The 20,688-nt window shown below is 75.1% G+C and carries 17 protein-coding genes; 13 read left to right on the forward strand and 4 right to left on the reverse strand.

What is annotated here, in order from left to right:
• Positions 1–5: 5 nt before the first annotated feature.
• The 5 genes from hemL (at position 6) to FS882_RS03350 (ending at position 7,310) form a co-directional block, all read left to right on the forward strand.
• The gene (gene hemL, locus FS882_RS03330; RefSeq protein WP_158371226.1) at positions 6–1,337 is read left to right on the forward strand and encodes a glutamate-1-semialdehyde 2,1-aminomutase; all 1,332 of its coding nucleotides are present in this window, start codon (positions 6–8) and stop codon (positions 1,335–1,337) included.
• Between the two features lie 302 nt (positions 1,338–1,639).
• A complete protein-coding gene (locus FS882_RS03335; protein WP_158370795.1) occupies positions 1,640–3,310 on the forward strand; it encodes an ABC transporter substrate-binding protein in 1,671 nt (556 codons plus the stop codon).
• Positions 3,311–3,383: 73 nt separating this feature from the next.
• A complete protein-coding gene (locus FS882_RS03340) occupies positions 3,384–4,517 on the forward strand; it encodes an ABC transporter permease (protein WP_158370797.1) in 1,134 nt (377 codons plus the stop codon).
• A gap of 1 nt (position 4,518) precedes the next feature.
• On the forward strand, positions 4,519–5,592 hold the full coding sequence (locus tag FS882_RS03345; protein WP_158370799.1) for an ABC transporter permease: 1,074 nt from the start codon (positions 4,519–4,521) through the stop codon (positions 5,590–5,592).
• Positions 5,589–7,310: a dipeptide ABC transporter ATP-binding protein gene (locus FS882_RS03350; protein WP_158370801.1), complete on the forward strand. Its 1,722-nt coding sequence runs from the start codon at positions 5,589–5,591 to the stop codon at positions 7,308–7,310. The genes FS882_RS03345 and FS882_RS03350 overlap by 4 nt, the downstream gene beginning before the upstream one ends.
• A 97-nt stretch (positions 7,311–7,407) precedes the next feature.
• Here FS882_RS03350 and FS882_RS03355 read toward each other — a convergent pair whose 3' ends face one another.
• On the reverse strand, positions 7,408–7,797 hold the full coding sequence (locus tag FS882_RS03355; RefSeq protein ID WP_158370803.1) for a VOC family protein: 390 nt from the start codon (positions 7,795–7,797) through the stop codon (positions 7,408–7,410).
• 103 nt (positions 7,798–7,900) lie between these two features.
• On the opposite strand from FS882_RS03355, the gene FS882_RS03360 reads away from it, so the two are divergent.
• Complete coding sequence (locus FS882_RS03360) at positions 7,901–8,863, forward strand: nuclease-related domain-containing protein (RefSeq protein WP_158370805.1); 963 nt, start codon at positions 7,901–7,903, stop codon at positions 8,861–8,863.
• Positions 8,864–8,964: 101 nt separating this feature from the next.
• Entirely contained in the window at positions 8,965–10,089 is a 1,125-nt protein-coding gene (locus FS882_RS03365; protein WP_410053259.1) for an NADH:flavin oxidoreductase/NADH oxidase, read from the forward strand.
• A gap of 25 nt (positions 10,090–10,114) precedes the next feature.
• On the opposite strand, the gene FS882_RS03370 is transcribed toward FS882_RS03365, so the two are convergent.
• Complete coding sequence (locus FS882_RS03370) at positions 10,115–10,801, reverse strand: DUF2510 domain-containing protein (protein WP_158370807.1); 687 nt, start codon at positions 10,799–10,801, stop codon at positions 10,115–10,117.
• Positions 10,802–11,002: 201 nt separating this feature from the next.
• On the opposite strand from FS882_RS03370, the gene FS882_RS03375 reads away from it, so the two are divergent.
• From FS882_RS03375 to FS882_RS03390, 4 genes are all read left to right on the forward strand, one after another.
• Positions 11,003–13,198, forward strand: a complete 2,196-nt coding sequence (locus FS882_RS03375) for a glycoside hydrolase domain-containing protein (RefSeq protein WP_158370809.1) — start codon at positions 11,003–11,005, stop codon at positions 13,196–13,198.
• Positions 13,199–13,253: 55 nt separating this feature from the next.
• A complete protein-coding gene (locus FS882_RS03380) occupies positions 13,254–14,579 on the forward strand; it encodes a glycosyltransferase (protein ID WP_158370811.1) in 1,326 nt (441 codons plus the stop codon).
• 146 nt (positions 14,580–14,725) lie between these two features.
• Positions 14,726–14,926, forward strand: a complete 201-nt coding sequence (locus tag FS882_RS03385) for a hypothetical protein (RefSeq protein ID WP_158370813.1) — start codon at positions 14,726–14,728, stop codon at positions 14,924–14,926.
• 43 nt (positions 14,927–14,969) lie between these two features.
• Positions 14,970–15,695, forward strand: a complete 726-nt coding sequence (locus tag FS882_RS03390; RefSeq protein ID WP_158370815.1) for a hypothetical protein — start codon at positions 14,970–14,972, stop codon at positions 15,693–15,695.
• A 55-nt stretch (positions 15,696–15,750) separates the two neighbouring features.
• Here FS882_RS03390 and FS882_RS03395 read toward each other — a convergent pair whose 3' ends face one another.
• Complete coding sequence (locus FS882_RS03395; RefSeq protein ID WP_158370817.1) at positions 15,751–16,206, reverse strand: hypothetical protein; 456 nt, start codon at positions 16,204–16,206, stop codon at positions 15,751–15,753.
• 196 nt (positions 16,207–16,402) lie between these two features.
• On the opposite strand from FS882_RS03395, the gene FS882_RS03400 reads away from it, so the two are divergent.
• Positions 16,403–17,461: a TIGR03885 family FMN-dependent LLM class oxidoreductase gene (locus FS882_RS03400; RefSeq protein WP_158370818.1), complete on the forward strand. Its 1,059-nt coding sequence runs from the start codon at positions 16,403–16,405 to the stop codon at positions 17,459–17,461.
• A complete protein-coding gene (locus FS882_RS03405; RefSeq protein WP_158370820.1) occupies positions 17,458–19,218 on the forward strand; it encodes an alpha-amylase family protein in 1,761 nt (586 codons plus the stop codon). Before FS882_RS03400 ends, FS882_RS03405 begins: the two co-directional genes overlap by 4 nt.
• Before the next feature lie 101 nt (positions 19,219–19,319).
• Here the strand turns inward: FS882_RS03405 and FS882_RS03410 are convergent, their stop codons facing one another.
• Positions 19,320–20,600: an alpha/beta fold hydrolase gene (locus FS882_RS03410; RefSeq protein WP_222848121.1), complete on the reverse strand. Its 1,281-nt coding sequence runs from the start codon at positions 20,598–20,600 to the stop codon at positions 19,320–19,322.
• Positions 20,601–20,688 lie beyond the last annotated feature (88 nt).

Below are 20,688 nucleotides of genomic sequence, written 5' to 3' on the forward strand. Positions count from 1 at the left end.
CCGAGGTGACGAGCACGAGCACGTCGAGCACGAACGAGGGGCTGTTCGACCGGGCGCGGGGCGTCGTGCCCGGCGGCGTGAACTCGCCCGTGCGCGCGTTCGGGTCCGTGGGCGGGGCTCCCCGGTTCCTGGCGTCCGCCCGCGGCGCGTACGTCACCGACGTCGAGGGCCGCGAGTACGTGGACCTGGTCGGGTCCTGGGGTCCCGCGCTGCTCGGGCACGCGCACCCGGAGGTCGTCGAGGCCGTCCGCGAGGCCGCGGGTCGGGGCCTGAGCTTCGGCGCCCCCACGCTGGCCGAGGTCGAGCTCGCCGAGGCCGTCCGCGCGCGGGTGCCCGCCGTCGAGCGGCTGCGCCTGGTGTCCACCGGCACCGAGGCGACCATGACCGCGATCCGGCTGGCCCGCGGCGTCACCGGCCGGGACACGGTCGTGAAGTTCGCCGGGCTGTACCACGGGCACTCCGACGGCCTGCTCGCCGCCGCCGGCTCGGGCCTCGCGACGTTCGCCCTGCCGGGCTCCGCGGGCGTGCCCGCGGCGATCGCCGCCGAGACGATCGTGCTGCCGTACAACGACGTCGCCGCCGTCGAGGCCGCGTTCGCCGAGCACGGCGCGCGGATCGCCGCGGTGATCACCGAGGCCGCGCCCGCGAACATGGGCGTCGTCCCGCCGGAGCCCGGGTTCAACGCCGCGCTCTCCCGGATCACCCGGGAGCACGGTGCCCTGCTCATCCAGGACGAGGTGCTGACGGGCTTCCGGGTCGGTCCCGCCGGCTGGTGGGGCCTGGAGGCCGCGCGCGAGGGCTGGTCGCCCGACCTGCTGACCTTCGGCAAGGTCGTCGGCGGCGGCATGCCGGTCGCGGCGCTCGGCGGCCGCGCCGAGGTGATGGACGCACTGGCCCCCGTCGGCCCGGTCTACCAGGCGGGCACGCTGTCCGGGAACCCGGTGGCCGTCGCCGCGGGCCTGGCCACGCTCCGCCTGGCCGACGACGCGGTGTACGCGGCGGTCGACCGGGCGTCGGCGACCCTGCGGGCCGCGGTGGACGAGGCGCTCACCGCAGCCGGCCTGCCGCACGCCGTCCAGCACGCCAGCAACCTGTTCAGCACGGTGCTCGGCACCGACGCCGGCGCGCGGGACTACGCCCAGATGCTCGCGACCGAGTCGTGGCGGTACCCCGCCTTCTTCCACAGCCTGCTGCGGGACGGCGTGTACGCGCCGCCGTCCGCCTTCGAGGCGTGGTTCGTGTCGGCGGCGCACGACGACGCGGCGCTGGGCCGGGTCGTCGAGGCGCTGCCGGCGGCCGCCCGTGCGGCGGCCGCGGCGACGCCGCCGGCGGCCTGACGCCTGACCCGGAGGGAGCCCGACCTACCAGGAGGTCGGTATTTCGTCGCGGCAATCATTCCTACTCATCAGTAACATCGCGCTCCGGGTGCCCTGACCTGGACCTTTTCAGTTCCGAAATGTCCGCGTAACACGGGAATGTTCGAAAATCTCACATCCTGTGCTACTCCTATGACCCACGTCACGGGCGCCCCGAGCGCCCGCGACCACGCGACACCCCCCACGCGACCGGGGACGCGCCGCCGGGTCATCCCGGGCGGCCGCGCCCCGGCTGGACCTCCTTCAGGGAAGAGGTACACGCAATGACTGCGGTTCCCCTCGGCCGCCGGCGCGGCATCGTCTCCGCGGCCGGCCTGGCCGCCACCGCCCTCGTCCTCGCCGCCTGCGGCGGCGGCTCGGACGGCGGCGACGACACCTCCGACGGCGGCAGCTCGTCCGGCGGCGGCTCGCTGCTGATCGGCACGACCGACAAGATCACGACGATCGACCCCGCGGGCTCCTACGACAACGGCTCGTTCGCCGTGATGAACCAGGTGTACCCGTTCCTCATGAACACGCCCTTCGGCAGCCCGGACGTCGAGCCGGACATCGCCGAGTCGGCCGAGTTCACCTCGCCGACCGAGTACACGGTGACCCTGAAGCCGGGCCTGACCTTCGCGAACGGCAACGACCTCACGTCCTCCGACGTGAAGTTCACGTTCGACCGCCAGCTCGCGATCTTCGAGTCGGGCGCGGACGACGGCAACGGCCCCGGCTCGCTGCTCTACAACCTGGACAGCGTCGCGGCCCCGGACGACACCACCGTCGTGTTCACCCTGAAGTCCCCGGACGACCAGGTGTTCCCGCAGATCCTGTCGAGCCCCGCGGGCCCGATCGTCGACGAGGAGGTCTTCGCCGCCGACGCGCTGACCCCCGACGACGAGATCGTCGACGGCCAGGCGTTCGCCGGCCCCTACACGATCACCGGCTACAGCCAGAACGACCTCGTGTCGTACGAGGCGAACCCGGAGTACCAGGGCCTGCTCGGCGCGCCGAAGAACGAGGAGGTCTCGGTCACGTACTACGCCGAGGCGTCCAACCTGAAGCTCGCCGTGCAGCAGGGCGACGTCGACGTGGCGTTCCGCAGCCTGTCCGCGACCGACATCGAGGACCTGCGCGGCGACGACAACGTCAAGGTCGTCGACGGCCCCGGCGGCGAGATCCGCTACATCACGTTCAACTTCAACACCCAGCCGTACGGCGCGACGACGCCGGAGGCCGACGAGGCCAAGGCGCTCGCCGTCCGCCAGGCCGTGGCCGACCTGATCGACCGCGAGGAGATCGCCGACCAGGTCTACAAGGGCACCTACACGCCGCTGTACTCGTACGTCCCCGAGGGCCTGACCGGCGCCACCGAGTCGCTCAAGCCGCTGTACGGCGACGGCGAGGGCGGCCCGGACGCCGACAAGGCCGCGTCGACCCTCGAGGCCGCGGGCGTCGAGACCCCGGTCCAGCTGTCGCTGCAGTACAGCAACGACCACTACGGCCCGTCCTCCGGCGAGGAGTACGCGCTGATCAAGGACCAGCTCGAGTCCACCGGCCTGTTCACGGTCGACCTGCAGACCACCGAGTGGGTGCAGTACGCCAAGGACCGCACCTCGGACGTGTACCCGGCCTACCAGCTCGGCTGGTTCCCGGACTACTCGGACGCGGACAACTACCTGACGCCGTTCTTCCTCACGGAGAACTTCCTGGGCAACCACTACGACAACCAGGAGGTGAACGACCTGATCCTGCAGCAGGCCGTCACCGCCGACGCCGGCGAGCGCACCGCGCTCATCGAGCAGATCCAGGACGCGGTCGCCGCGGACCTGTCCACGGTGCCGTACCTCCAGGGCGCCCAGGTGGCCGTCGTCGGCGCGGACGTGACCGGCGCCGAGGACACCCTCGACGCCTCGTTCAAGTTCCGCTACGGCGCACTCTCCCTCGGCTGATCCGACCGACACCACGCCCGGCGCGGGCCGCTCACCCGAGCGGCCCGCGCCGCGGCGTCACCGGGAAGAAGAGATGACCTCCACCTCCACCACCGGTCCGCTGCAGCCCACCGGCGCAGCGGACGCGACCGCCACCGGGGGCGGCGCGACGCCCGGCCGCAAGGAGCCGCGCACCCGCGGCGCCGGCGGCGGACTCGGCCGCTACCTGCTCGTGCGGTTCCTCCTGATCATCCCGACCGTGTTCATCCTGGTCACCGTCGTGTTCGTGCTGATGCGCGCGACCGGTGACCCGATCACGGCCGCCCAGGGCGGGCGCCTGCCCGCCGACCAGCTCGCCGAGCGGATCCACCAGGCCGGCTACGACCGGCCGATCCTCGTCCAGTACGGGGAGTACCTCGGCGACCTCCTGCGGGGCGACTTCGGCACGACGCTCAGCGACAGCCGGCCGGTCACCGAGGTGCTCACCACCTTCGGCGCCGCCACCCTCGAGCTCGCGTGCTACGCCCTGCTCGTCGCGTTCGTCGTCGGCATCCCGCTGGGCCTGCTCGCCGCCTACTTCCGCGACCGGTACCACGACGCCGTCCTGCGCGTGTTCGCCATCGCCTGCTACGCCACGCCGGTGTTCTTCGCCGGCCTGCTGCTCAAGCTGGTGTTCGCCGTCCAGCTCGACTGGCTCCCCGTCTCGGGACGCGCGTCGACCCGCTCCGAGATCGAGATGCGGCAGCTCGACGACCCGACCGGCATCTACCTGATCGACGCGATCCGCACCGGCAACGGCGAGGTCGTCGCGGACGTCCTGCAGCACGCCGTGCTGCCGGCCATCGCGCTCGGCCTGCTCACCGCCGGCGTGTTCCTGCGGCTCGTGCGCACCAACGTCATCGGCACCCTCGGCTCCGGCTACGTCGACGCGGCCCGGTCGCGCGGCGTCCGCGAGTCCCGGCTGCTGCGCAAGCACGCGTACAAGCCCGCGCTCATCCCGATCATCACCGTGGTCGGCATGCAGGTCGCGATGCTGCTCGTCGGCGCGGTGCTGACCGAGACGACGTTCGAGTGGCGCGGCCTCGGCTTCCAGCTGTCGCAGTACCTGCAGGCGCGCGACTTCGTCGCCGTCCAGGGCATCGTCGTGCTGCTCGCCGTGATCGTCGCCGTGACGAACTTCCTCGTCGACGTCATCGCCGCGCTCATCGACCCGAGGGTGAGGTACTGACATGGCGACCACCCCCGCCGCCCCCGAGGCGGCTCCGGCCGCTCCCGCCGCCCCGGCCCGCCGCGGCTGGCGGCGGCTGCCCGTCGTGCACCAGCTCCGGCAGAGCGTCGGCCTCCAGCGCGGCATGCTGATCGCCGGCCTGGTGCTCACCGGCCTGCTGGTCCTCACCGCGCTGCTCGCGCCGCTGCTCGCCCCCTACGGGTTCAACCAGCTGCGCGACGCCGACGGCCCGTTCGGCGCCCAGCAGCCGCCCTCGGCCGAGCACTGGCTCGGCACCACCGTCGGCGGCTTCGACGTGCTGTCCCGGGTGATCTACGGGTCGCGCACCGCGCTGCTCGTCATGATCATCGCGATCGCCGCCTCGCTGTTCGTCGGCGTGCTGCTCGGCCTCGTGTCCGGCTACTTCGGCGGCTGGCTCGACCGGGTGCTCGTCGTGATCGCGGACGCCGTGTACGCGTTCCCGTCCCTGCTGCTCGCGATCGTGCTCGCCATCGTCATCAGCGGCGGCCAGTCCGACATGTGGGGCGGCGTCCTCGCCGCGGCGCTCTCGATCACCGTCGTGTTCACGCCGCAGTACCTGCGGGTCGTGCGGGCGGAGACCATCCGGATCAAGTCCGAGGCCTTCGTCGAGTCGGCCCGCGTCATCGGCGCGAGCAACACCCGGATCATGACGAAGCACGTGCTGCGCAACGCGACCCGCACGCTGCCGCTGATCATCACGCTGAACGCGTCCGAGGCCGTGCTCACCCTCGCGGGGCTCGGCTTCCTCGGGTTCGGCATCGAGCCGACCCAGGCCGCCGAGTGGGGCTACGACCTCAACCGCGCCATCGCCGACGTCACGTCGGGCATCTGGTGGACCTCGGTGTTCCCGGGCGTCGCCATCGTGCTGTCCGTCCTGGGCATCACCCTGGTCGGCGAGTCCCTGAACGACCTGGCGGACCCGCGGCTGCGCACCCGCCGCGCGTCGGCCGACGTGACCGGCGACGTCGCCGCGACCTCGGTCGTGCCCGGCGGCGCGCTCACCGCCCCCGGCGGCCTGGAGGGCCTCGAGCCCGGGACGGAGGCGGCCCGATGACCGCACGCATCGACACCGCGCCGCACCAGGGCGCCCCGGCCGCGCCGGTCGTCGAGATCACCGACCTGTCGGTGTCCTTCGCGACCGACGCGGGCGACGTCCGCGCCGTCGACGGCGTCTCGCTGACCGTGGCGGCCGGCGAGGTGCTGGCCGTCGTCGGCGAGTCCGGCTCCGGCAAGTCGGTGACGGCCAAGACCCTCCTGGGCCTGCTGCCGTCCACCGCGACCACCCGGGGCGCGGTCGTGCTGTCCTCCCGGGACGGCGCCGTCCGCAGCGACGTGGTCGCCCTCGACGGCTCGGCGCTCCGCCAGGTGCGCGGCCGGGACGCCGCCATGGTGTTCCAGGAGCCGTCGACCGCGCTGAACCCGGTCTACCCGATCGGCTGGCAGATCGTCGAGGGCCTGCGCGCCCACCAGAAGATCAGCCGGTCCGAGGCCCGGGCCAAGGCCGTCGACATCCTGCGCCGCGTCGGCATCCCCGACCCCGAGCGCCGGATCGACCACTACCCGCACCAGTTCTCGGGCGGGCAGAAGCAGCGCATCGTCATCGCCCAGGCGCTCGTGCTCGACCCCGGCGTGATCATCGCCGACGAGCCGACCACCGCCCTGGACGTGACCGTGCAGGCCGAGATCCTCGACCTGCTCCGGCGCTGCCGCGACGAGTTCGGCGCGGCGATCGTGCTCATCACGCACAACATGGGTGTGGTCGCCGACCTCGCGGACCGCGTGGCCGTGATGTACCAGGGGAAGATCGTCGAGCAGGCGCCGGTGCGCGACCTGTTCGCCGCCCCGCAGCACGCGTACACCCGGTCGCTGCTGGACGCCGTGCCGCGGATCGGCGGCGGTGGAGCGCACGCCCGCGCCCGGGCCGCCGCCCGCCCCGTCGGCTGGGCCGAGGAGATGCCGGTGGTCGAGGCGCGGGACCTCGAGATCGTCTACCCCGGGCGGCTGCGGCAGCCCGGGTTCCGGGCGGTCGACAGGGTCTCGCTCGCCATCCGGCCGGGCGAGGTCGTCGGCCTGGTCGGCGAGTCCGGCTCCGGCAAGACGACGATCGGGCGGGCGATCGCCGGCCTCACCCGGGTCACCGGCGGGTCCCTGCAGGTGCTCGGGCTGGAGATGAACGGGGTGCGCGAGCGCGCCCTGCGGCCCGTGCGGCCGCGCATCGGGTTCGTGTTCCAGGACCCGGCGACGTCGTTCAACCCGCTGCTCACCATCGCCGAGTGCGTGGCCGAGCCGCTGGTCGTGCACGGCCGGGCGCGCGACGCCCGGGCGGCGCGGTCGCGGGTCGACGAGCTGCTGGAGTCCGTCCAGCTGCCGCGGTCCTACGGCGACCGGTTCCCGCACGAGCTGTCCGGCGGCCAGCGCCAGCGCGCGTCGCTCGCCCGGGCGCTCGCGCTCGACCCCGAGCTGCTGATCGCGGACGAGCCCACCTCGGCGCTCGACGTCTCGGTGCAGGCGCGGGTGCTCGAGCTGTTCTCCGAGCTGCAGGAGCAGCTCGGGTTCGCCTGCCTGTTCATCAGCCACGACCTGGCCGTGGTGGACCTGCTCGCCGACCGGATCGCGGTGCTGCACCGCGGCAGGCTGGTCGAGGAGGGCACCGGCGAGGAGGTGCTGGGCGCACCCCGCGAGGAGTACACGCAGCGGCTGCTGGCGAGCCTCCCCGTCCCGGACCCGGACGAGCAGGCCCGGCGGCGCGAGGCGTGGCGGGCGCTGGCCTGACCCACGCCCCGCCGCGGCACCCGCAGGGGCGCGCACCCGGGACACCCCGGGGGCGCGCCCCTGCGGCGTCCCGCCTCCGGGAGCCCGGCGGCAGCGGTCAGGCGGGGAAGACGCAGAACTCGTCGCCCTCCGGGTCCGCCAGGACCACCCACGTGTCGTGGTCGGCGACCACCGCCGCGCCGCGGGCCACCAGGTCCGCGACGCCCGCCGCGAGGTCCGGCACCGTCAGGTCGAGGTGCACCCGGTTCTTCACGGTCTTCGGCTCGGGGACGCGCTGGAACCAGATCCGCGGCCCGGGCCCGGGCGGAGCGGGCTCGACCAGCACCGTCGGGTCGTCCTCCGGGTCCTCGACCCCGGCGGCGCGCAGCCGGGCGAGCTCGTCCTCGTCGTACGGCGCCACGCGGTAGCCGTCGAGCGTCCCCGCCCACCAGCGCGCGAGCGAGGCGGGGTGCCGGCAGTCGACGACGACGTCGCGCAGGGCGGCCATGCGCCGAGCCTAGGGCGGGCCGCCCGGACCGCGCTTCCCCTCCGCGGCACCCGGATGCGCCGTTCCGCTCAGCATCCTGCCCCGGGGTGTCGATAGGTCCCGTGTGGAGCAGGGGATCGGCACCGAGCCGACCGCGCGGCGCACGCGCCGGCGCGGGCTGTGGCGCACGGCGGCACGCAGGGCGTCCGGCGTCCCCTCGGCGCGCCCCGAGGCCGACCGCTCCGACGACTGGTTCGACGCCTGGCTGACCGACGCCGCCGACCTGGCGGGCGCCCGGCGGGCGCTCGCCGAGGCGGAGGCCGCCGGGTGGACGGTGCTGCGCGACCTGCACCGGCCCGGCAGCACGGACGCCACCGTCGAGCACGTCGCCGTCGGCCCCGGTGGCGTGGTCCTCGTCGAGACGCTGCGGTGGACCGGCGAGGTCACGGCCCACGACGGCACCCTGCGGCACCGCGGCTACGGCCGGACCGCGGACGTGGCGGCGGTCGCGGACGCGGCGGGCGCCGTCACCGCGCTGCTCGCCCCGGCGCACCGGCGGGCCGTGCGCGCCGTGGTGTCGCTCGCCGGCCGCGACCTCGACCCCGCGGCGGTCCGGGGCGGGGCGACGGCGGTGGGCGAACCGCAGCTCGCGGCCCACCTGGCCGCGCTGGAGACGGTGTTCTCCGCGGAGGACGTGACGCTGGTCGCCGAGTACCTGGCCGCCGAGCTCGGCGGGGCCGCCAGCCCGGAGCAGCTCACCGTCGACGACGTGTTCCGACCCCCCGCGGTCTGGCAGCCGGACGTGCGAGCGACGGCCCCGTCGGAGCCGGCCGCGGCCCAGGACGGGCCCGAGGCGGGCACGGGCCCCGCGGGCCGGCCCCGCGCCGGAGGGCCGCCGCGGTACACGCAGCCCCCCAACCGGCAGGTCGCCGGCCTGCACGCCGGTCAGCACGAGGACGGCCCCGACCGGACCGCGGGGTCGCCGCGCGGCGCCGTCGGCGACGGGCTGCTGCGGGTCGGCCTGCTGGTGCTCGGCCTGCTGACGGCGGGCAACGTCCTGCTCGCCTGGCTCGACGCCGCGCGCTGACGAGATGCGCGTCGGCACCGTGGGTGCGCGCACCGTGTGACCTGCGTCACCTGCGCGCAGCGACGGGATGACGGGCGTCGCCCGCACGGTTCGATCCAGACGTGAGCCTCCTGATGAGCCCCCTGACGCTGCGCGGCACCACGTTCCGGAACCGGGTCTGGCTGGCGCCGATGTGCCAGTACTCCGCCGCCGGCGACGGGGTGCCCACCGACTGGCACCTCGCGCACCTCGGCGCCCGCGCGGTCGGCGGGTTCGGCCTGGTGCTCGCCGAGGCCACCGCTGTCGTCCCCGAGGGCCGGATCTCCCCGGAGGACGTCGGCATCTGGGGCGACGAGCACGTGGTCGCGTGGCGCCGGGTCACCGACTTCGTCCGGAGCCGCGGCGCGGTCGCCGGCGTCCAGCTCGCGCACGCGGGCCGCAAGGCGTCGACCTACCGCGGGTTCGGCGAGGGCTCCGGCACCGTCCCCGTGGCGGCCGGCGGCTGGGACACGGTCGCGCCGTCCGCCGTCGCGTTCGACGGGTACGCCGCGCCGCAGGAGATGACCCCCGAGCAGGTCGCGGCCGTGCCGGGCCAGTTCGCCGCCGCCACCCGTCGCGCCCTGGACGCCGGCTTCGACCTCGTCGAGGTGCACGCCGCCCACGGGTACCTGCTGCACCAGTTCCTGTCCCCGCTGTCGAACCACCGCGACGACGCCTGGGGCGGCGACCTGGCCGGCCGGGCCCGGCTGCTGCTCGACACCGTCGACGCGGTCCGCGCCGTGCTCCCCGAGGACCGCCCGCTGCTCGTCCGCGTCTCCGCGACCGACTGGACCGAGGGCGGCCTGACCGTCGAGGACGTCGCGCAGGTCGCCGTCTGGCTGCGCGAGCACGGGGTCGACCTGGTGGACGTCTCCACGGGCGGCAACGTGCACGCGCGCATCCCGGTCGGCCCGGGCTACCAGGTGCCGGCCGCCCGGACCATCCGCGAGACCGCCGGCGTCGCCACCTCCGCGGTCGGCCTCATCACCACCCCGGAGCAGGCGGAGCAGGTGCTCGCCGAGGGCTCCGCCGACGTCGTCATGCTGGGCCGGCCGGCGCTGTTCGACCCGCACTGGCCGCTGCGCGCCGCGCACGCGCTGGACGACAAGACGCCGGCGCTCGACCACGCCGGGGACGCCGCCGCCACCGTGCTCCCGGGCCAGCCGACCGGCTGGCCGGTGCAGTACGCGCGGGGCTCCTGGGGCTGAGCGGGACGACCTCGCCGCGCCCGCCTCAGGCGGTCAGGGCACCCGAGGCGAGCAGGTAGGCGAGCAGGCCGGTCGCGGCCGTCCCCACGACGACGGCGAACACCCCACGCCCCCGGCCGTGGCCGCCCGCGGCGCCCCGGCGGACCGCCCACAGCCCGAACCAGATCGCGAACGGGCCGAGCGGCCAGATCAGCAGCGCGAACAGACCGACGTAGCCCGCGACGATCGACTGCCAGGACCGGCCCGTCGGGAGCAGCCAGTGCACGGGGTCCCGCGGGCCGGCACCGAGGCGGGCGGGCTCCGGCTCGGGGTACCAGGGCCCCGCCGGTGCGGCGTGCGCGTACCCCGGGCCGTACGGCGGGCCGGCGAGGGCGGCCGTCGCGCTCGGCGACCGCGGCGCGTACGGGTTCGCCCCCGACGACGGTGCCACGGGTGCGCTCGCCCCGGTCGCAGCCGCCCCCGAGCCCGGCCGCCGGACGTGCGCCGGGCTCCCGGCGGCCGCCGCCGCGTGGGCCCCCGGCGGGCGGTGCACCGGGGCGTCCGGGACCGGCTCCGCGACCGGCACCCGTGCGGGAGGCGGCACGGGCACCCGCGCCGCCGGGTCCGGCGCGGTGTGCTCGGTCCAGCCCGCGCCGTCGAACCAGCGGAGCACCCCGGACGTCACCCCGTCGGGGTACCACCCGGCGGGCGGGAGCGGCAGCGCCTCGGTCATGCACTCCCTCTCGGCGGGTCGGGCCGCCGTGATGACCCCGCGGCGGGCCAGGTCCCCCGTTCGGACCAGCGGGCGACGCCGTGGACCACCCCGGGCCCGCTGGCGCGCCGTAACCCCCCGGACACCTTCCGCGCGTACGGTCCCGTCCACCGGTCGCGCCGACGCGCCCGGACGGCCGGGCCCGACGGGAGGTGACGCGAGGTGTTCGAGCACGTCGACCCGTTCATCGGGACCGAGGCCACCGCGCTGCCGCCGCAGAGCGGGCTGGCCGCCACGTGGTGGTGGCCGAAGCCGCAGGTGGGCAACACGCACCCCGGGGCGACCTACCCGCTGGGCATGGTCAGCGCCTGCGCCTACTCGGGTGCCTACCCCACCGGGTACGGCCGGTACGACCTGTCGACCGAGGGCGTCCCGCCCGCGCTGCACGCGAGCCAGCGGGCCTCCGGGTTCACGCACTTCCAGCAGTCCGGCACCGGCGCGATCCGCAAGTACTACAACTACGTGCGCGTCACGCCGATGCTGCAGCCGCTCGACGACCTGGGGCAGCTCTGGGAGGTGTCCGACGAGCGCGCCGAGCCGGGCTACTACGCCGCGACGCTCGACTCCGGCATCCGGTGCGAGGTCACCGTCGGCCCGAAGTCCGCGGTGCACCGGTACACGTTCCCCGCGCACCGGGACGCCCGGCTGGTCATCGACCTCAGCCTCGGCGGCCTCGACATCCCCTACGGCCGGACCGTGCCGCTGCGGGCGCACCTGGAGTCCGTCGAGCCGGGCGTCGCGCAGGGTGAGATCACCGTCGAGGGCGCGCCGCTCGCCGTGCACGTCGAGTGCGACACCCTGCACTGGCGCCAGCTGCTCTGGTACGACCGCCGCCTCATGCCGGGCGGCACGCGGCTCGACTTCGACCGCATCCGCCCGACGACGCTGCGCCCGTTCGGCCTGATGTGGGCCGGGCCGACCGAGCCGGGGCAGGTGGTCGAGCTGCGGTTCGGCTTCTCGCTGCGCGGCGTCGAGCAGGCCCGGGCGAACCTCGTGCGCGAGTGCGGGCCCGGGCCGTCGAGCTTCGCCGAGCGCCGCGCCCGCACCGCGCACGAGTGGCGCCGCCAGCTCGGCAAGGTGCAGGTCGACACCCCGGACGCCGGCAAGCAGACCGTGCTGTCCACGGCGCTCTACCACTCGCTGATCAAGCCGTGCCTGGCGCCGGACGAGAGCCCGTTCTGGCCGACGGACACGCCGTTCGCCTACGACATCGCGACCATGTGGGACATCTACCGCACGCAGCTCCCGCTGCTCACGGCGCTCGTGCCGGACAAGGCCGTCGAGCTCGCCACCGCGATCCTGCACATCGCCGAGGAGGAGGGGAACTTCCCCATCGGGTACCGGATGGCCCGCGGGGCCGACCGGTTCTCCCGGCAGGGCAGCGCCCTGGCGCACACGTTCCTGGCCGACCTGTGCGCGCTCGGCCTGCCGTTCGACTGGGACTGGGCGCTCGTGCACCTGCACAACGACCTGCGCCGGACGTACGGCGAGGAGTTCCTGCTGCACGGCCGCACGCACCCGATCAGCCACACCCTGGACCTCGCGTTCGGCTACTTCTGCACGGCGGTCATCGCCCGGCAGGTCGGCGACCGCACGCTGCTCGAGCAGTTCGCGCCGCTCGCCGGCCGGTGGCGCAACGCCTTCGACCCGGCGACCGGCCTGCTGCGGGACTCGACGTTCTACGAGGGCGGCCGGTGGAACTACTCGTTCCGGCTGCTGCACGACATGGCGGGGCGGATCGACCTGGCGGGAGGCGACGACGCCTTCGTGGCGCTGCTCGACCGGTTCTTCGGCTACGGGGCCGAGCCGGTGAAGCAGCCCGGCCTGGCCCCGTCCGAGGACGAGATGCTCGCCGGGTACGGCCTGCACCGGTTCGAGGGCCTGAACAACGAGCCGGACATGGAGGCCCCCTGGGCGTACCAGTACGCCGGGCGCCCCGACCGCACCGCCGAGGTCGTGCACGCCGTGACCCAGCAGCAGTTCGGCACCGGGCGTGGCGGGCTGCCCGGCAACGACGACTCCGGCGGCCTGTCGTCCTGGTACGTGTGGGCGTCGCTCGGGCTGTTCCCGGTCGCCGGGCAGAACCTGTTCCTGGTCAACGCACCAGCGTGGCGCGAGTCCCGGATCGAGGTCGGCGGGAAGGCGTTCACCGTCGAGACCAGCGGGTTCGTCGAACCCGAGCCCGACGGTTCCGCGCAGTACGTGCAGCGCGTGCGGCTCGACGGGGCCGACCTGGACCGCACGTGGCTGACCGGCACCGAGCTGCACGCCGGCGGCCGGCTGCAGGTCGACCTGGGTCCCGAACCGGGCCCGTGGACCGCCGCCGCCCGCCCGCCGTCGCACAGCACCCGCGCCTGACGGCCCGCACCCCGCACTCCCCACCCCTTCCGCACGACCCTCCCGGAGGCCTGCCGTGACCGACGCGACCCTCAGCCCCGCCACCGACGCACCCGCGCCCCGCCGGGTCGACCGCCGCCTGGTGATCGTCGTGCGCGCCGACCCGGTGATCTGCGGCCACTCCGGCGAGGCGCGGAACCTCGCCGAGGCGGCGCTCGACCGCGGGTTCGACGAGGTGCGGATCGTCACCTGGCCGATCGACCGGCTGCAGGCCGCCGGCCTGCCGCTCAAGCCGCTCGACCGGGTGCTGCCCTACCGCGAGGGCGTGATCGTCGAGCGGCCCGGGCCGGTCGGCGACTACAAGGTCCCGGACGGCCGCTGGGTCGCCGGGCTCATCGGCCGGCTCGTGGAGCTGTTCACCGACGGGGTGCCCACGGTGGCGCTGTCGCTGTACCTGAGCCCGCACGCCACCGCGGTCGCGGACGCGGTGCACGTCGCCCGGCGCACCGGGCTCCCGGTGAACGTGACGACGGTCGCCGAGGCGGTCGGCTCGGACGTCACCAACGTCGTGCGCGCCTGCGTCGAGGCCGACCAGTTCGGTGCCGCCGCGCACGTGCTCGCGTCCTACCTGGAGCACGACGTCTGCCTGGCGGTGTCCGAGTACACCCGTGCCCTGATCGTCTCCGAGGCGGAGGCCCTCGACGCGAAGCACGGCACGACGTTCGCCGCGCAGTGCCGCGAGCGGGTCCGGATCTCGTACCCCGCCGTCGACGTCGCGCAGTACCTCGCGCGCGACGACGCCGAGACGGACGCAGTGCTCGGCGCGCGGGGCCTGGACCGGGACGGGTACGTGCTCTACCTGTCCCGGCTGGCCGCCGCCAAGGGCGTGGACGACCTGATCGACGGCTACGCCGCCAGCAGCGCCCCTTCGACGCACCGCCTGGTGATCGCCGGCAACGGGCCCGAGGCGGCGCAGCTGCGCGCGCACGCCGCCGCGTCGCCCGTCGCGGACCGCGTGCTGTTCCTCGACGACGTGTCCGACGACGAGAAGCCGCACCTCATGGCGGGCGCCGCCGCGTACGTGCTGCCGAGCAAGCCGCGGCCCGAGTTCGTCGAGACGTTCGGCATCGCGCTCGTCGAGAAGATGCTCTCCGGCGGCGGCCCGGTCATCACGACCGACACCGGCGGCATCCCCGAGGCCGTCGGCGACACGGCGATCATCGTGCCGGTCGAGGACCCCGCGGCGATCGCGGCGGCGCTGGACCGGGCGCTGGCGGTCACCGGCGCCGACCGCGAGGAGTGGGCCGACGCGGCGCGGGAGTTCGCGCTGCAGTTCGACCGCGCGGTGGTGCTGGACAAGATCCTCGAGGCGGTCGACGCGGTGGTGCCCGTGCGGGGGTGAGCGGGGGGCGGCGGGGTTGCGGCGGGCCGCTCCGGCGCCCGCCGAGATGGGGCTGGACAGCGCAGAGCGCGGTGCGGCTAGCGTGATCGGCGTCGGTCCGGCAGCCGCCCCGAGGGACCGTCCGTCGACGTCGAGGAACGACGACCATGCAGGTCATCCCCAAGAGCTACGGTGAGCTCGTCATCATGACCGAGGAGGAGATGCGCGAGAAGCGGGAGCAGGAGCTCGCGAGCATCGGCCTCGACCTGGAGACGATCGAGGAGCGGTACGAGACCTGGCAGCTGTCCCGCGAGCAGCGCATCGCGTACGAGGAGTACCTCACGCTGGGCAGGCTGCTCGGTGAGTGACCGGGAAGCGGAGGGGGGCGCACCGCCCGGGACGGGCCCCGAGGTGGGAGACGACGACCTGGCGACCGTCGCGGAGCGGTTCGCCGAAGATCTGCGCAGCACCCTGCGCGGGGTCCTGGCGGGCGACGACGTCGGGACCTTCCGCGTCCGGCCCACGGCCACGCCACGGTCGCGCCTGATGGTCGAGCAGAAGCCGGCCGACGGGATCCCGCTGGCCGTCGACGGCCTCGTCGTGCTCCGGGTGCGGGCCTCCTTCGACTGCGGCTGGGACCACACCGGCCGGTTCCTCGCCGTCCGCCGCTCCACGATCGCGGCGGTCGCCGAGGGCACCGAGGAGCCGCTGTTCCGGTACGACTACGACGCGGGCTCCGACGACAAGGTCCCCGCGGCGCACCTCAACGTGCACGGCCACCGCGACGAGCTGGTGTTCGCGATGATGGCGGCCGGGCACCGGCTGCGCGGCCGGGCCCGCACCTCGGCGGTCCGCCGGGGCCGGGTGCCGCGGGTGTCGACGCTGCACTTCCCGCTCGGCGGGCACCGGTTCCGGCCGTCGTTCGAGGACGTGCTCGAGATGCTGGTCCGGGAGTTCGGGCTCGACACCCGGCCCGGCTGGCGCGCGGCGGTCTGCGCCGGGCGTGCGCGGTGGCGTGCGGTCCAGCTCCGCGCCGCCGTCCGGGACGACCCGGCGGGCGCGGCCGAGGCGCTCGTCGACCTCGGGTACGCGGTCCGCCGGCCCGTGGGGGGCGGGGCACCGGCGGTGTCGCGGTAGCGGCTCAGCCGCAGCGGCGCCTCACCCGCAGGAGCGGCCCGGTCGCAGGAGCGGCTCAGTCGCAGTAGTCGCAGATCCCCGTGCCCGGGAGCACCATCGAGCACGTCGGGCAGGTCTTCGTGAACTCGACCGGCTCCGGCTTCCTCGCCCGCGGAGTGGCGGCGGCCCGCGGCGCGCGCGGGGCCTTCGGAGCGGCCGACCGCGCCCGGGCCGGGGCCGCGGCGCGCGCGGTAGCAGCCGCCTGCGGCACGTCGAACCCGCGCCGGGCCAGCAGCGCCTGCGCCGCGTCCTCGCCGCCGTGGAACTCGTCGGCGCCGGCGAGCCGCCCGGTCGCGAACCGGTGGGCGACCCCGAGGATCGCGGTCGTCGGGTAGGGGCGGTCCTCGTGGAGGAAGAAGCCGCCGCCTGCGGGGAAGCCGTAGACGCCGAGGAAGGCCTCGGCCCCGCGGGAGTCGTGCTCGGCGATGGCCTGGAGGATGTGCGCGCGCGTCACGGCGGAGAAGGTCGCCACGTCGCAAGAGCCTACGTCGTCCCCTCGGACCGATCCGCGGCCGAAGGGCCCGGGGCGCTGTGACGTCCCTTGCACCCCGTTCCGCCCCGACGGCGCCGCCGCGCCCTCGGCACGCGCGTCCGGCACCGCGACCGGCGGCCGGTTCGGCGCACGCTCGGCGCGCGGACCCGTCCCGCAGCCGGTAGGAACAGGAGGCATGACCACCCGCGTCGGCTTCCACAGCTCGCACGAGCAGGTCCACCCGTCCGCACTCCTCGCGGCCGTCCAGCACGCGGAGGAGGCCGGCTTCGACGCCGCCATGTGCTCCGACCACTGGGCACCGTGGGGCACGAACCAGGGCCACTCCGGCTTCGCCTGGACCTGGCTCGGCTCCGCCCTGGCCACCACCCGGCTGCCGTTCGGCACCGTCAACGCGCCCGGCCAGCGGTACCACCCGGCGATCATCGCCCAGGCGGCCGCCACCCTCGCCGCGATGTACCCGGGGCGGTTCTGGGTCGCGCTCGGCTCGGGCGAGAACATGAACGAGCACATCACCGGCGACCCCTGGCCGCCGAAGCCGGAGCGGGACGCCCGGCTGCGCGAGTGCGTGCAGGTCATCCGCGCGCTGCTGGCCGGCGAGGAGGTCACGCACCACGGCCTGGTGACGGTCGACCGCGCCCAGCTCTGGACGCTCCCCGAGGTGCCGCCCCGGCTGATCGGGCCCGCCGTGACGCCGGAGACCGCCCGGGCGCACGCCGACTGGGCCGACGGCCTGGTCACGGTCAACCAGGACCTCGAGACGATGCGCCGGGTCGTCGGCGAGTACCGGGACGCGGGCGGCCGCGGGCCGATCGCGCTGCAGGTGCACGTGTCGTACGCGTCGGACCCCGACGAGGCCTGGCGGCTGGCGCGGGAGCAGTGGGCGGGGAACGCCGCCGGGCCGCCGGCCGCGTGGGACATCGCGACGCCGGAGGCGTTCGACGAGCTGGCCGCCAACGTGGACGACGACACGCTGAGCACCGGGGTGGTGATCGAGCACGACCCCGCCCGGCTCCGGGACCGCCTGGTCGAGCTGGTCGAGGTCGGCTTCGACGAGGTCTACCTGCACCAGGTGGCCACCGACGTCCGGCCGGACCACGGCAAGCACGACGACGCCGCGCCGACGGTGACGCACCCGCCGTCGTCGCTGGACGCGTTCATCGACCTCGCGGCCGAGCACCTGCTCCCGGCGCTGCGGGCCGTCGACGCCGGAACCGAGGGGACGGACGCCGCATGAGGATCCGCGACACCGGCGACCTGTGGTGGAAGAACGCCGTCGTCTACTGCCTGGACGTCGAGACGTTCATGGACTGGAACGACGACGGCGTCGGCGACCTGCCCGGGCTGGTGCAGCGGCTCGACCACCTGGCGGACCTCGGCATCACCTGCCTGTGGCTGATGCCGTTCTACCCGACGGCCGACCGGGACGACGGCTACGACATCACCGACTTCTTCGGGGTCGACCCGCGCCTCGGCGACGCCGGCGACCTGGTCGAGCTCATCCGCACCGCCAAGGACCGGGGCATCCGGGTCATCGCCGACCTGGTCGTCAACCACACGTCCGACCGGCACCCGTGGTTCAAGGCCGCGCGGAGCAGCCCCGACAACCCGTTCCGCGACTTCTACGTCTGGCGCACGGACGAGCCGCCGCCCACGGGGGACGAGGTGATCTTCCCCGACCAGGAGCAGGGCATCTGGACGTACGACGAGCAGGCCGGCGCCTGGTACCGGCACCGGTTCTACCGGCACCAGCCCGACCTCAACACGGCGAACCCGCAGGTGCGGGACGCGATCGCCAAGGTCGTCGGCTACTGGGCGGAGCTCGGGCTCGCGGGGTTCCGGGTGGACGCGGTGCCGTTCATGCTCGCCGACGCCGCGAACTCCCCCGCCGACGACATCGAGCACCCCCACGAGTTCCTCAAGGCGCTGCGGTCGTTCCTGAGCCGGCGGACCGGCGACGCGATCCTCATGGGCGAGGTCAACCTGCCGTACGAGCAGCAGCGGATGTTCTTCGGCGACCAGGACGGCGACGGGTCGGCCGAGGGCGACGAGCTGAACCTCCAGTTCGACTTCGTGGCCATGCAGCAGATGTACCTGGCGCTGGCCCGGCAGGACGCCGGCCCGCTGGCGCAGGCGCTGCGCGACCGGCCGCACATCCCGCACGACGCGCAGTGGGCGACGTTCGTCCGCAACCACGACGAGCTGACCCTGGACAAGCTGTCCGACGACGAGCGCGCCGAGGTGTTCGCGGCGTTCGGCCCCGACGAGGACATGCAGCTCTACGGCCGCGGTCTGCGCCGCCGGCTGCCGCCGATGCTCGACGGGGACCCCCGCCGGATCCGGATGGTCTACTCCCTGCTGTTCACGCTGCCCGGCACGCCCGTGCTGTTCTACGGCGAGGAGATCGGCATGGGCGAGAACCTCGCCGCCGACGGCCGGCTCGCCGTGCGGACGCCGATGCAGTGGACGTCCGGACGCAACGGCGGGTTCTCCGCTGCCGCCCCGCGCCGGCTCGCCGGCCCGGTCACCGACGGCGGGTACGCGCCCGCGCACGTCAACGTCGCCGACCAGCGGCGGGACCCGGACTCCCTGCTGTCGTTCATCAAGACCCTGGTCCGGCGCTACCGGGAGTGCCCGGAGCTCGGCTGGGCGGAGCGGGCGGAGATCCTCGACCAGCCGCACGCCGCGGTGCTCGCGCACCGGTCGACCTGGCAGGACGCGTCGATGGTCGCGGTGCACAACCTCGGCCCGGAGGCGGTCACCGTGCCGCTGCGGCTGCGGGACCTGGTCCGCGAGCCCGGCGACGCCGGACCGGCGGACGGGACGGCCACCGAGCGCAGCGCGGCGGGCGACGACGACCCGGTCCGCCTGGTCGACCTGCTGGAGGACGGGGCGTGCGAGGTCGACCCCGACGGCCGGGTCGAGGTCGAGCTCCCGGCGTACGGCTACCGCTGGCTCCGCGTCGTGCGCCCCGGCTCCCGCCGTCTGCTCTGAGGCAGGTCCGCCGAGCGCGGGGGTTCACGCCGAGCGCGGTGGCTCCGGCTACCGCGCTCGGCGCGACCTGCCGCGCTCGGCGGGCGCACGGGCGCGCCCGGTCAGGGGCGGGTGACCGTCCGGCGGCCCGCGGCCAGGTCCAGCAGGCGCGGGAGGATCACGTCGCCCGCGGCGCGGAGGCCGTCGTGCAGGTACTCGTTGGTCACCCAGACCTGCGTGTTGCCGACGGCGTCCGCGGTCGCCGTCGCCAGGTCGAGGTCCACGTACGGGTCGTCGACGTACTGCACCGCGGCGACCGGCACCTCGTTGGCCGCCAGCCGCTCCGGGTCGTAGAGGGCGGGCCAGGACGTGCGGGCCGCGAGCGCCTCCGCCGCCGCCCGGAACGGCCGCAGCGCCCGGACCTCGTCGAACATCCACGGGAACACCGCCTCGCCGGTCAGCGCGAGCGGCCGGGCGTCGGGCGCGTGGTCGGGCCGGCGGTCGACCTCGGCCTGCGCGGCCCAGCCGCCGTCCCGCTCGCCCTGGTGGTAGATGACCTCCTGCAGCACCGCGTACAGCGGGTTCGCGTCGAACCCGGTCTGCGTCTGCACCGCCAGCGCGAACGCGTCGTCGGGCGCCCCGTCCGCGTCGAGGTCGACGGTGTCGAGCAGCCAGTGCAGCCCGTCCACCCCGGTGCTCATGCCGAGCGGCATGCCGAGGGTCTGCAGCCGGCGCACGGTGAAGGGGTCGCCGTCGGGCAGCGTCACGTCGCCGGCGGCGAGCCGGTCCGCGAGCGCCCCGAGCAGCTGGACGTCCTCCGGGTACCGACGCGCGAACGCCGCGACCCGCGCGGCCTGCCGCGGGAACGTCCGGGCGTAGACGTCCTCGGCGGTCGCCGCGATGCCCGGCAGGCCGCCGGTCACGTAGCAGGCGGTCAGCGCCTCGGGGTGCCGGGACAGGTAGGTCAGCGTGAGGAAGCCGCCGTACGACTGGCCGAGCGTCGACCACCGCCGCCCGCCGTACACCGCACGGCGCACCGCCTCGGCGTCCTCGACGATCGCGTCCGCCCGGAAGCACGCCAGGTAGTCGGCCGCCTCCTCGCCCGAGCCGAACCGGGCGATCGTGCGGCCGTCGGCCCGGGACGACCGCCCGGTCCCCCGCTGGTCGAGCAGCACCACCCGGTGCGTGCGCAGGGCCGTCGACCACCAGCCGCCGCCGAGCGGGCGCGGGCCCATGCCGCCGGGCCCACCCTGCAGGAACAGCAGCAGCGGCAGGTCCTCCCCGTCGCGCGCCGGGTCGACCAGCTCGCGCGCGAACACCTCGATCGTCGGGTACCGGGACGGGTCCTCGCGGTCGACGGGCACCCGCACGCGGTGGTCCCGGACCAGCACCGGCGGCACCAGGCGCGGCTCGGAGGTGCGGACGGCGGACGTGCGGGCGCGACGGCGGGCGGCCGGGGAGGCGGGGGTCACGGCAGCACCCTAGGGTGTC

The organism is Cellulosimicrobium cellulans (genome assembly GCF_007679345.1).
GTDB classification, from domain to species: domain Bacteria; phylum Actinomycetota; class Actinomycetes; order Actinomycetales; family Cellulomonadaceae; genus Cellulomonas; species Cellulomonas cellulans_A.